General features: G+C 63.2%; 7 protein-coding genes. 2 read left to right on the forward strand and 5 right to left on the reverse strand.

Features of this window, described 5'->3' with window-relative positions; all coding sequences use genetic code 11:
• Nucleotides 1–39: 39 nt before the first annotated feature.
• From PAB09_RS05370 to PAB09_RS05380, 3 genes are all read right to left on the reverse strand, one after another.
• Complete coding sequence (locus PAB09_RS05370; protein WP_271034998.1) at nucleotides 40–1,197, reverse strand: Mrp/NBP35 family ATP-binding protein; 1,158 nt, start codon at nucleotides 1,195–1,197, stop codon at nucleotides 40–42.
• A gap of 88 nt (nucleotides 1,198–1,285) precedes the next feature.
• Nucleotides 1,286–1,903: a DUF1003 domain-containing protein gene (locus PAB09_RS05375; protein ID WP_271034999.1), complete on the reverse strand. Its 618-nt coding sequence runs from the start codon at nucleotides 1,901–1,903 to the stop codon at nucleotides 1,286–1,288.
• A gap of 3 nt (nucleotides 1,904–1,906) precedes the next feature.
• A complete protein-coding gene (locus PAB09_RS05380) occupies nucleotides 1,907–3,211 on the reverse strand; it encodes a magnesium transporter MgtE N-terminal domain-containing protein (protein WP_271035000.1) in 1,305 nt (434 codons plus the stop codon).
• Nucleotides 3,212–3,560: 349 nt separating this feature from the next.
• Between PAB09_RS05380 and PAB09_RS05385 the strand changes: the two genes are divergently transcribed.
• Nucleotides 3,561–4,076, forward strand: coding sequence for a general stress protein (locus tag PAB09_RS05385; protein WP_271035278.1), 516 nt, complete (start codon nucleotides 3,561–3,563; stop codon nucleotides 4,074–4,076).
• A gap of 132 nt (nucleotides 4,077–4,208) precedes the next feature.
• Nucleotides 4,209–4,898 carry a hypothetical protein gene (locus PAB09_RS05390; RefSeq protein ID WP_271035001.1) on the forward strand — a complete coding sequence of 230 codons (690 nt, stop codon included), beginning with the start codon at nucleotides 4,209–4,211 and terminating at the stop codon, nucleotides 4,896–4,898.
• A 187-nt stretch (nucleotides 4,899–5,085) separates the two neighbouring features.
• Here the strand turns inward: PAB09_RS05390 and PAB09_RS05395 are convergent, their stop codons facing one another.
• A complete protein-coding gene (locus PAB09_RS05395; protein ID WP_271035002.1) occupies nucleotides 5,086–8,757 on the reverse strand; it encodes a multifunctional oxoglutarate decarboxylase/oxoglutarate dehydrogenase thiamine pyrophosphate-binding subunit/dihydrolipoyllysine-residue succinyltransferase subunit in 3,672 nt (1,223 codons plus the stop codon).
• 190 nt (nucleotides 8,758–8,947) lie between these two features.
• Nucleotides 8,948–12,745, reverse strand: coding sequence for an ABC transporter ATP-binding protein (locus tag PAB09_RS05400; RefSeq protein WP_442873738.1), 3,798 nt, complete (start codon nucleotides 12,743–12,745; stop codon nucleotides 8,948–8,950).
• Nucleotides 12,746–13,082 lie beyond the last annotated feature (337 nt).

Consider the following 13,082-nt stretch of genomic DNA (forward strand, 5'->3'; position numbering starts at 1 on the left):
CGTAAAGCATGTGCGGTTACGGGGTTGAGTGTCTGTGACCTAGTGGCGGGTCACACCCAGGCCGAGGGACTTGCCTGCCAGGGACTCGCGACGCACGACGAGCTGGTCAGCGATCGCGTGGATAGCCTTGCCGGTGGGGGACTCGGGTGCCGACAGGGCAATCGGGGTGCCAGCGTCGCCGCCCTCGCGCAGCCGGGGGTCGAGCGGGACGCTACCCAAGAGTTTGACGGGGGTGCCGGTCAGCGCCTTGAGGCGTTCGGTGACGGCCTCGCCACCGCCGGAGCCAAAGACGTCGACGGTGGTGCCGTCGGGAAGCACCATGGCGCCCATGTTCTCGATGACGCCGGCAATCTTCTGGTGCGTTTGCATGGAGATGGTGCCGGCGCGTTCGGCGACCTCGGCGGCCGCTGCCTGCGGGGTGGTGACGATGAGCAGCTCGGCGTTGGGGACGAGCTGGGCCACGGAGATGGCGATGTCGCCGGTTCCCGGCGGTAGGTCGAGCAGGAGGATATCGAGGTCGCCCCAGAAGACGTCGGCAAGGAACTGCTGGATGGCGCGGTGGAGCATCGGGCCGCGCCAGACGACGGGCGCGTTGCCTTCGACGAAGTGAGCGATCGAAATCAGCTTCACGCCGTGTGCCTGCGGGGGCATGATCATGTCGTCGACGGCATGGGGGCGCTCGGTGGCGCCGAGCATGCCGGGGACGGAGTGGCCGTAGATATCGGCGTCCAGGACACCGACCTTGAGCCCGCGGGCGGCAAGGGCGGTTGCCAAATTGACGGTCATGGAGGACTTGCCCACACCACCCTTGCCGGAGGCCACGGCGAAGACGCGGGTGGTGGAATCTGGCTGCGCGAAGGGAATGACGGGCTCGTCGGCGGTGCCGCGCAGGCTTTGGCGCAGCTCGCGGCGCTGCTCGTCGCTCATGACGTCGGTGGCCACGGTGACCATGCCCACCCCGTCGATGTCTTCAATGGCGGCCTTGGAGTTATCCACCAGGGTGTTTTTCATGGGACAGCCGGCGATAGTCAGGTATATCTCAACGTTGACGTCCGGGCCGTCGACGGAGATGGACTTGACCATGCCGAGTTCGGTGATGGGGCGGCCGATCTCCGGGTCCTCGACGCGCGCGAGAGCTGCGCGCACCTGGGCTTCGCTAATGCCGACAGCGTCGGCGGAGGGGGTGTGTTGATTCATGTCAGTATTCATTGCCTAACCACAATACGCTGTCGCCTCTGGCGACTTCCACCCAGGGATCTGAGCGGATTGTTGCAGGCAGCGGTGGTTATTGGAGTCGGTTGTCGGAAGGGGAGTCGTCGTGATGTTCTTCGATGACATCGCCTTGGGTTGGGTCGGTGAGTTGTTCGATGGCCGAGCTGTCGAGCATGTGCCGGGTGGCGATGCGCGCCGCAGCTTCGTCGTCCAGCTTTGCCTCGATGCGTTCGAGCATCGAGTGCACGTCCTCGAGCTCGCGGCGTAAGTAGTCGCGCGAGACCATGTCGCCCAAGCTGAGGCGCAGGCCTGCGAGCTCGCGGGTGATGAACTCGGTGTCGGCCTTGGTCTCGAAGGCGCGGCGGCGGTCCTCGTTGAGCGAGATGCGGTCGCGGTCTTCTTGACGATTCTGGGCCAGGAGGATGAGCGGGGCGGCGTAGGCGGCCTGGGTGGAAAACGCGAGGTTGAGCAGGATGAAGGGGTACTCGTCCCAGCTAAACCACCAGCCGCCCACGTTGAGCAGGATCCAGACGGCAACGAAGACGGTCTGCCACATGAGGTAGCGGCCGGTGCCGAAGAAGCGGGCGATGCGCTCGGCGTAGGCGCCGACGGTGTCGTCGTCGAGCTTGAGCCAGCTTCGGCGCTGCGGCAGGAAGGGAGTGTCTAGCTGGGAACGGTTGTAGTCGGCCATGGGCTAGGACTCCTTTCCTGGTGCGTGGTGGGCGTGGTGATGCGGGCGGATGCCGGTATCGCGCCAATCGTCGGGAAGCAGGTGATCGAGCAGGTCGTCGACGGCGACGGCGCCCAGCAGGTGGCCATCGTTGTCGAGCACCGGCCCGCACACAAGGTTGTAGGTGGCGAAGAAACGCGCCGCGGTTTCCTGGGAATCATTGGCGTACAAGGGCGGCAGGTCCGGATCGAGGATGCCCGAGACGAGCGTGCTCGGCGGTTCGCGCAGCATCTTCTGTAGGTGCACGCAGCCCAAATACTTGCCTGTCGGGGTCGAGGTGGGCGGGCGCACGACGAACACCATGGACGCCAGGGAGGTGGGAAGATCAGGGTTACGCGCCAGCGCCAGGGCCTCGGCGACGGTGGTCTGTGGGGAAAGGATAAGCGGCTCAGGGGTCATGAGCGCGCCCACGGTGTCGGGGCTAAAGCTCATGAGGCGGCGCACCGGGGCGGACTCCTCGGGATCCATCAGTTCCAGCAGGACGTCGGCTTTGGCTTCGTCGAGCTCGCCGAGCAGGTCTGCGGCGTCGTCGGGGTCCATTTCCTCCAGCACGTCGGCTGCGCGCTCGATGTCGAGGGTTTCCAAAAGCTCTGCCTGCCGATCCTCGCTCATCTCCTGAAGGACGTCGGCGAGGCGCTCGTCGTCAAGCTCACTGGCTACGGACACGCGCTGGGCCTCGGGCAGGTTGTACAAGACGGTGGCTACGTCGGCTGGCCGCATGTCCTCGAACTCCGCCAGCAGTTCGGCGGCTTCGTCGGGAAGCCCGGAGCCGGCGGCGTAAAGGCCGTGGATGTGATTCCACGGCACGGTGTGCAGGTCGGGGCGGCGGCCGAACTTGGGGCGCTCGCCGATGACCGCGACGCGGGAAATCGCCCAGTCCCGGGTGCGGGTTCTTTCAATTTCGATGTCGGCGATCTCTAACGCTCGGGAATGCAGGTGCTCAAGCTCCGGGTCATCGACGTGGACTTTTGAGCCGATAATATCGCCGATGACAGACACCTCGCCTGTGCGGGGCTTGAACCCGCGCAGCGACACCGAGCCGGAGACGAGGGTAATTTCTTGCGGTTCGATCGAAGCGATGCGCAGCATGGGCAGGAAGATGCGCCGTTTGTTGGTCATCTCAACAACCACGCCGAGCACGCGGGAGGTGTGCGGGGCGGGGCGGACATTGACGATGACATCGCGCACGCGCCCGATGACATCGGTGTCTGGTCCGCGAACGACCATTCCGGCTAGGCGGCCTGCGTAAACCCGGGTAACTTCGCTCATGAAATACGAGTGTAGTTCACGAATCGATTTCGTTTTCTTCGGCCACGTGGCTGGGTCACTCAGCCACGCTTTCCCGCATTCGTGCGTGAGCGGCTGCGCGGGCGGTGCCTTGCTTGCCGACGCCCACCGCGTCACACCGCACAGACACCGCGCACAGACACCTACGGCGAAGTCATTGACGCTCAAAGCAGTGTGACAGACATGAGTGGAAACTTTTGCCCCGATACAGGCGTTGCATAAAGTGGATAACACCTTAGATTTCGCAATTGTCCCCTAGGAGGGATCCCCCGTGAGCTTTGCTTTCAATTCCCCGCAGCAAACACCCGCCACACAGGGCCGGTCGGCGGGCATGCGTACCAAGCCGGAGGGCTGGCCGGTAGGCAGCTTTGAAACCTACGCGGAGGCCCAGGCCGCGGTCGACATGCTTTCCGACGCACAATTCCCGGTGGAGGATCTCACCATTGTCGGCGTGGACCTCATGGAGGTTGAAAAGGTCACCGGGCGTTTGACCTGGGGGCGTGTCTTGCTTGGTGGGGCGGCCTCGGGCGCGTGGCTGGGCATGTTCTTCGGCCTCGTGTTGGGTCTGTTCGTCGGCGACTGGACCTCCGCGCTGGCGATCGGCGTGGCGATGGGCGTGGTCTTCGGACTGGTTACCGCTGCCATCTCCTACGCCATGACCGGTGGGCGGCGGGACTTTATCTCCCAGACCCAGGTCGTAGCCGGGCGCTACGACGTATTGTGTCTGCCGCCGCGCGCACGCGAGGCGCGTGACAAGATCGCCGAGTATATCCGGCACACCCCGCGCCCGGGTGCCACGGAAAGCGGCCAGCCCGGCCAGGGCCTGGGGCCAGGCTTTAGCCGGTAGGCTAGAATCTAATCGGCACGATATTCGGCCTGGCCGGCGCCTGGAGGGGGCCTGGAGGGCACAGCTTTTCCATTGTGGAAACAAGCGTTTATCTGCCGCACCCGTCCTGACTGCCAAAGGAGAATCGCCCCCATGTTCCACCCTGCGCGTCCGAGACTACGCCGAGGCCTGGCCGTGGGGGCTGTCGTTCTCAGCACCTGTCTAGTGGCCTCGTGCGCCAGCCAGGAACCGGCACCGCCTAGCGATCCCGAGCGTCACGGGCTGCTGACCATTGCGATCAGCCCGAATTCCTATGAGCAGGTCATCTTGGGCGAGATCTACAAGCAGGTGATGCAAAAAAGCGATCGGGACACCACGATGATCATGGTCGACCCCAAGCAAGGCCCCATGGTGGACACACTCATCCATACCAACGCGGACGTGATCATCGGCTGCGCCGGCTCCATCCTCGAAGAGCTCAACCCGACCCGCGCCGAGGAATTGCGCGCGCACTACGCGGATAAGGATCGCACCGCGCCCACCGTGCAGGCAGAGCTGCGCGAGGATACCTATAAGTCCATGGTGGGAAGCTTGAGCAATGGCCTCGATGCCGCCGATCCCTCCAATGGATCCGGCTGTGCCGAGGACTCGACGGACCTGGCACAGAACTTTGTGCCCGTCTTCCTCAGCGACCATGCCACTCGCGAGACACGGCTTTCGCTGAACATCGCCTCCGGCGCGTTGCGCACCGACGAGATCAAGGAGTTGGTCCAGCGCGCCCAAGGCGGCGAGTCGGCCCGCAAGTTGGCAGCAGACTACATCAGCAGCAAGGGCATCGAGTAGCCCAATTCATCAGGTGGGGCAGCGTTACCCCACCTAGAAACTTTGCTGGCTCCCCTTCGGGGGAGCTTTTTTATGCGCAGTTGGGTAGGGTCGGCAAGCAAGAAACGAAAGAAGGCGGTACAGGCCAATTAACCTGTACCGCCTTGTTGCTGTGCCGCCTAGCTAGCCGGCCGCGAGGGAAGCGGGCCTATTCGGCGAAAGCATCGTCGAGAAGCTGAGCCTGCTCCACGGCGTGGACCTTGGAAAGGCCGGTCGCGGTGGAAGCCTGTGCGCGGCGAGAAACGCGCTTGAACGGCAGCAGACCCGGGATGAGCTCGCGCAGGTGCTCGTTGAAAAACGGCCACGGCCCCTGGTTCGCCGGTTCGTCCTGGCAGAAACGGATCTCCTCGGCGTTGGTGTAGAGGTCGAAGGTTTCCTTCAGGCGGTTGAACGGAATCGGGTGCAGCATCTCCACGCGCACGATGGCGACATCGTCGCGCTTGTCCTTCTCGGCGCGCTTAGCCAGCTCGTAGTAGAGTTTGCCGGACACCAGCAGGATCTTCTTCACGCCGGCGCGATCCTTGCCACCGGAAACGAAACGTGGATCGTCGATGACGGACTGGAACTTGTCGACCACGGTGAAGTCCTCGACCGAGGAGGTCGCAGCCTTCATACGCAGCATGGACTTCGGGGTGAACACGACCAGCGGACGCTTCAGGTTGCCGAGAGCGTGGCGGCGCAACAGGTGGAAGTAGTTGGCCGGGGTCGACGGCTGGGCGACGGTCATCGTGCCCTCAGCACACAGCTGCAGGTAACGCTCGATGCGGGCGGAGGAGTGGTCCGGCCCCTGGCCCTCGTAGCCGTGCGGCAGCAGCAAGATGACCGAGGAGGTCTGGCCCCACTTGGCCTCACCGGAGGACACGTACTCGTCGATGATGGTCTGTGCACCATTGGCGAAGTCGCCGAACTGCGCCTCCCAGGCGACCACGGCATCCGGGTTACCCACGGAGTAACCGTACTCGAAGCCCATGCCCGCGTACTCGGTCAGAGCGGAGTTGTAAACCAGGAACTTGCCGCCGTTGCCCTTGCGCTCAGCCAGCTCGTTGATGCCGTTGAACTCGGCGCCGGTCTCCGGATCGTAGACCACGGCGTGGCGCTGGGTGAAGGTACCGCGGCGGGAATCCTCACCGGCCAGGCGCACCAGCTTGCCGGAGTTTGCCAGCGAGCCGAAGGCGATTAGCTCGCCCCAGCCCCAGTCGATGCCGCCCTCGAGCACAGACTCCATGCGCTTCTTGGCAACAGGGGCCACACGGGGGTGGAAGTTGAAGCCTTCTGGCGCGGTGGAGTAGGCCTGACTAATCTCGACCAGCTCTTCGCGGGTGATGTTGGTCTTGAGGCCATGCGGAACCTGCTGTGCTGCAGTGATGCCTTCCTGCAGCTCGAACGGTGCCTTCTCGGTCTCCTTGACCTCGTTGAACACGGCCTCCATCTGGTCGTGGAAGTCGCGCTCGGCTGCCTCAGCCTCTGCGCTGGTCAGCTCGCCACGGCCGATGAGGTCGGCGGTGTACTGCTCACGAACCGTCTTGCGGCCGTCGATGAGCTTATACATCTTCGGCTGGGTCATCGAAGGATCGTCGGCCTCGTTGTGGCCGCGCTTGCGGTAGGAGATCATGTCGATGAACACGTCCTTGCCGAAGCGGCGGCGGTACTCGGTGGCCAGCTGGCCCACCCACACCACAGCTTCCGGATCCTCGCCATTGACGTGGAAGACCGGGCAGCCGTAAGCCTTTGCCAGGTCGGTGGCGTAGTGGCTGGAGCGGCCGGAGTCCGGGGTGGTGGTGAAGCCGATCTGGTTGTTGACCACGATGTGGACGGTGCCGCCCACGGTGTAGCCGCGCAGGTTAGCCAGGTTGATGGTCTCCGGGACGATGCCCAGGCCGGCGAATGCAGCGTCGCCGTGCAGGAGCAGCGGCATGACGGAGTAGCCGTCCTTGCCCTTGTCCAAGATGTCCTGCTTAGCGCGGGCGATGCCCTCCATGACCGGGTTAACGGCCTCGAGGTGAGACGGGTTAGCGGTCAGCGACACCTTGATCTCGCCGTCGCCGAACATCTGCAGGTGGGTACCCTCGGCGCCCAGGTGATACTTCACGTCACCGGAACCACCGGCCGCCTTCGGGGTGATGTGACCCTCGAACTCGGTGAAGATGGTCGCCAGCGGCTTGTTGACGATGTTGAACAGCACGTTGAGGCGACCGCGGTGCGGCATGCCGATGACAACCTCGTCCAAGCCCTGGCCGGCGGCGGTATCGATGGCGGAGTCCATCAGCGGGATCAGCGCCTCTGCACCCTCCAGAGAGAAGCGCTTCTGGCCGACGTACTTGGTCTGCAGGAACATCTCGAAAGCCTCGGCGGCGTTGAGCTGCTGCAGGATGTACTTCTGCTCAGCGTTCGTCGGCTTGGGCATTCCTGCCTCGAGGCGATCCTGCAACCAGAGGCGCTCGTCGCGGTCGAGGATGTGGGTGTACTCGGAGCCCACCTTGAGGGTGTAAGCGGCGCGCAGGCGAGAGAGCACCTCGCGCAGGGTCATGGTCTCCTTGCCACCGAAGCCACCGACGTGGAAGCTGCGGTCGAGATCCCACAGGGTCAGGCCGTGGGTCTCGATCTCCAGGTCGCGGTGATCCGGAACCGGCATGCCCGGCTGAACCCACTTCAGCGGGTTGGTGTCGGCGATGAGGTGGCCGCGGGAGCGGTAGGCCTCGATCAGCTGCATGACACGGGTGTTCTTGTCTAGGCCAGTGTTCGGCAGATCCTGGGCCCAACGCATCGGGGAGTAAGGAATCTGCATGGCCTCGAAGATGTCGTCCCAGAAGGCGTCATCGACGAACAGCTGGCTCATGGTGCGCAGGAACTCGCCGGACTCTGCGCCCTGGATGATGCGGTGATCGTAGGTGGAGGTGATGGTAACCAGCTTGCCCACGCCCAGCTCGGCAAGGCGGTCGACGGAGGCACCAGCAAACTCGGCCGGGTAATCCATGGAACCCACGCCGATGATGGCGCCCTGGCCCTTGGTCAGGCGCGGGACGGAGTGCCGGGTACCGATGCCACCCGGGTTGGTCAGGGAGATGGTCACGCCGGAGTAATCGTCCATGGTCAGCTTGTTGTCGCGACCACGCTTGACGATGTCCTCGTACTTCTCGACGAACTCGGCGAAGTTGAGCTTCTCGGTCTCCTTGATGGCGGCAACAACCAGCGCGCGGGAGCCGTCCTTCTGGGTGAGGTCGATGGCGAGGCCGAGGTTGATGTGCTCCGGGGTGTGCACGGTGGGCTTGCCGTCAACAACGGAGTAGTTGTTGTTCATGGTCGGGTGGGCCATGACGGCCTTGACCAAGGCGTAGCCGATGATGTGGGTGAAGGAAACCTTGCCACCGTGGGTGCGAGCCATATGCTCGTTGATGATGGCGCGGTTTTCGAACATAAGCTTGACCGGCATATCGCGAACAGAGGTCGCCGTGGGGATTTCCAGGGACTCATCCATGTTCTTGGCGATGGCCTTAAAGATGCCCTTGAGGGTCTTGTCGCTGGCCTCAGGCAGCTCGACAGCGCGCTCCATGGGGGAGGCTGGCTTCTTCTTTGGCTTAGGCGCAGGCTCAGCGGGTGCGGCAGCGGCGGCCTGGACCGGAGCGGCCTGTGGCGCTGCGGGGGTCTGGGTGGCCTTAGCCTGGGCGACCGGCTGCGAAGGAGTGGCAGCGGCAGTTGGTGCGCCTTGCTTCTCAAACAGTTCACGCCACTCTGGGTCAACAGACTGCGGATCCTTCTGGAACTGCTGGAACATTTCGTCCACCAGCCACTGATTCTGACCAAAGGTACTAGCGCTGCTCACGGCAGGTGCTCGCCTCATTTCTTTGTGAGATGTCTAACTTCTATAAACAACGTATTTCACATCGTAATAGCTCTATACAGGCTAACCGTTCAAACGGGTTCTTTGTAATCTTTCTTTCCCCTAAATGGCGTATTTAACGCTCCTTCGTGGAACCTTCCTGAACCAAGGTTAATACGCTGCGAAAATAGGATTATTGTCCGCCCCAGAGTGTGGCGTATCTACCCCCAAAAGTAAGTAGCTGCTCATGGGTTCCATCCTCGACGATAGTGCCCTCGTCCACAACAAGGATTCGGTCGGCGCGGGCGGCGGTGGCCAAGCGGTGCGCAACTACCACCGAGGTGCGTGATTGGGTCACCCTTTCCGAGGCCTTGAGAATCGTCGCCTCGGTTGCGGGATCCAGTGTGGCCGTGGCTTCGTCAAGCAGCATGATCGCAGGTTGACACATCTCGGCGCGCGCGAGTGCGACCAGCTGGCGTTGCCCGGAGGAAAGCCCTAGGCCGCGCTCGCCGATGCGGGCGTGGAAACCACCGGGGATCGCGGCGATGGCCGATAACGCACCCACGCGACGTGCGGCGTCGGTTATTTCTTCCCGGGTCGCCTCGGGGCGCCCGTAGGCAATGTTGTCGGCTATGGTGCCGGAAAATAGGTGTGCCTCCTGAGGCACGAATCCGATACGCGAGCGCCACCCGTGCACCGGGAACTCCTTGAGGTCGGTATCGCCCGCGGTGACCACGCCATGCACCGGATCGTAGAAGCGCTCGATGAGCTTGATGAAGGTGGACTTTCCTGCTCCTGTGGGGCCGACGACGGCAACCGTCGAACCGGCCTGAATCGTGACGCTGAGGTGCTCGGTGACCAGCGGAAGCTGCTGCCCGTAGGAGAATGCGACATCCTTGAATGCCACATCCTTGGTGGCACGGTTGGCAACCACGTGCGGGGGATAGCTGGTTGCGGCATCGTGCTTATCGACGATCGAGGGTGCGGTTGCCAAGAGGTCGCTGATGCGGCGGAATCCCACCTGCGCTTGTTGATAGTTATCGAAAACCTGGGATAGGTGCTGGATCGGGGTGTAGAGCCGATCGAGATAGAGCAGGAAAGCCACCAAGACACCGGTTCCCAAGCGACCATCGGCAACGAGGCCGACACCCACGGCCAGGGTTGCCGCCTGTGCCAGCTCGCTGACCGCATTGATGCCGGGGAAGTAGATGGCGACCGCGGCCTGGGTGCGGATGCGGGTGTCGCGAAAGCGCTTGGCCTTGGAGCCGAACTCCTGGAGACGGAAGCTTTCCATGCCGTGCAACTGCATGGCTCGAAGTCCCGCGATGGATTCGTGGAAGTAGGCGTTGACCGAGGAAACTTCTTCCCTTGCGCGGGTGTACATCGTGGTGGAGTAGCGCCGGAAATAGACCGTGGCTACGGCGATGATGGGAATGCCCACCAAGGCGATGAGCGCAAGCAGCGGGGAGGTGATGGCCAGCAGCACCATGATCCCCACCAACGTGGTCAGGGCGACGACCGTGTTGGCAAGCCCGGTTTGTAGGAAGGTGTTGAGAGCGTCGATGTCCGTGGTCATCCGGGTGAGGATGGTGCCGGACATCGTGCGCTCGTAATAGTCCATTCCCAGTCGCTGCAGGTGCGAATAGCTCCTGATGCGCAGCTCGAACAGCAGCCGTTCCCCGGTAGTAGTGGTAAGGATCGTGGTGGCCACATTGATAGCCCAGGCGAGCAAAACGATGCCCGCACCTAGCGCGGTGACCTTCCACAGCACCTGCTCGTCGGCCATCTGCACGCCCTTGTCGATGGCCACACGGATCAGGCTGGGCACGGCAAGTCCCGCGGCGACACCCACCACATACAACACGATGACGCCGAGGATCAGCCAACGCACATGCGAGAACAAGGCATGAGCGCTGACCTTGCCCAAGGAGGCACGGAAGCGTGCCGCATCCCCTGGCGGGACAGCTGTGGCCGGCGGCAGCTTTGCCACCCGTTCTAGGAGCTCCTGGGTCGCCGGAGTAGCCGCAGCCGTTGCCATGCCACCGCGCCCGCCGCGGGCTGGCACCCCGCCGGACATCGGGTTGGCGCCTGCCGCCCGCGAGCTCATCCGGGCAGCGCTCGAGGACATCGCGGGCATCGCCCCGGCTGCATTCGCCCCCCGTGGCCACAGCGCATCCAAAGGTGGCTCTGATCCCTCCTGGTCGAGCAGGATGACCGGGTCTTTGCCTGCCCGATGTGGGGCGGGCTGATAGTCCATGAGCTGGGAAAATGCATGGATTTCTTGCATTTCAGGCAGTGTGCCGGCGGCCAACAGGCGGCCGTGGTCAACCATGGCCACGGTGTCGGCTAGCTCCAGGGTGGAGTGCCGGTGCGCGATGGCGACGATGGTGGTGTCCGCAAAGTGCTCTTTGAGATGCGCGTAGATGCGGCGTTCCGTCTCGGCGTCGATGGCCGAGGTGGCATCGTCGAGAAGCAAGATGCGCGGGTTGTGTATGAGCACGCGCGCCAGGGCAATGCGTTGGCGCTGGCCGCCGGAGAGCGTGAGGCCGCGTTCGCCGATGACCTGGTCATAGCCTTCTTCCAGCGCCGAGATGAACTCATGGGCTTGGGCACCCTTCGCGGCGGCGATGATCTCTTCCTCACTGAAATCCCGACCCATGGTGATGTTTTCGCGGATGCTCGCGGAAAACAGAAATGGTTCGTCGCTGCAATAGCCGATGGCCTGGCGGACATCCGCACGCGCCAAGGAGGCGAGGTCTACGGTGTCGCCAGCCGTATTGAAGAAGCAGATCCTGCCCGCACGGGGCCGGTAGAATCCTGCGATGACGTTCATGGCAATGGACTTGCCGGAACCCGCAGGTCCAACGATCGCCAGGGTCGCGCCCGGGTCGACTCTGAAGCTGAGTTCGTCCAAGATGCGGTGGTCGGTTCCTGCCGGAGTAGTCATGGAAAACGTCACCCCGGAAAGCTCAAGCCCCAGTTGCCCGTCGATCATCGTCGCAGGGTGCGCGGGATCGGGGACCTCCGGGGCGAGGTCGATGACATCGAAGACGCGGGCAGCCGAGGCGTAGCCCAGCTGCATCTGCACGATCATGCCCGCGACCATCGAGGCCACCGCCGTCAGCGAGGAAAGGTAGACGCTAAAGGCCAGGAAGGTGCCTACGGTGATGTGCCCGTGCAAGGCCAAGTAGCCGCCCACCCCGATGCCGGCGATATTGGCAAAGGCCGGCAGTTGTTGCACGGCTGGCTGGAAGCGGGCCTGCATCCTGCCCTGGCGGATCATCTTGGCGTAAATGTCGCGGGCGATGCGCTCTAGCTTGGTGATCTCGCGCTCTTCCTGGGCGAAGGCCTTGACCACCCGCACGCCGGTGGTGGTTTCCTCCACATGGGTAGCTAGGTCAGCCACTGCTTGTTGGGCGGACCAGGTTGCGGCAAAAAGGGTGCGTCGAGACAAAAAGGTGAGCGCGATCAATACCGGCATCACCGCCAACGCGATGAGAGACAGTACCGGAGAAATCCACACCAGCACCGCGATGGTGCCCACCACCTTGAGCAGGTGGCCGATGGTCATCGGAAGCATGGCCACCATTGCTTGGGTGAGGTTGAGGTCGGAGATCGATCTGGACACCAGCTGCCCGGAACGCAGCTTGTCTTGGGCTGGACCGTCAAGACGCAGGAGCGATTCCATGATCTGGAGACGCAGTGTGTGCTGCAGGCTGTTCGAGAGCAGGCCTGCGGTAAAGCGCCTGCCGAATTGGAAGACGTAGCGTGCCAGGGCGACGATGACCAAAATGGTGACAACCGTGGCCAGCGGGGTGTCCGACTGGCCGGTTGCCACATCGACGGCCGATCCTGACAGCATGGGGATGATGATGTCGAACGCGGTCACCATGAAGGTGGATACCAGCGCCGCGATAAAGGCGCCCTTGGTCAGCCACATGGTAGAAACCAGCCGGCGAAGCGGTCGTACCCCCAGCTTCTGCTTTTTCATCCCGGAAGACGTACCCGCTGTGCCCATTCCTATTCCCATGCCACCGGTACCAGCGCCCATCCTCGCACCCATCGCGGGTGAGGGCATTTTGCCCATAGCGTCCGAGTTGGCACCGATTGGGGATGAAGCGTCGCGCACGCGGATCTCCTTTGATTTCGACGGTTTCGCAAAGACCTGCACCATACAGGCCACGGTAAACCTGCAGGCAGACTACCTTCGCTCTTGCCCCATGGCGGCAAAAGAATCTGCGCCTATTTTCGCCTGGCCGCATGATAAGCGCCGTGGCCAGGCGAAGCCTTGAGGGGCAGCCAATGCAAGGTCGTTATTCTTCCACCTT

It is taken from the genome of Corynebacterium sp. SCR221107 (assembly GCF_027886475.1).
Taxonomy (GTDB): domain Bacteria; phylum Actinomycetota; class Actinomycetes; order Mycobacteriales; family Mycobacteriaceae; genus Corynebacterium.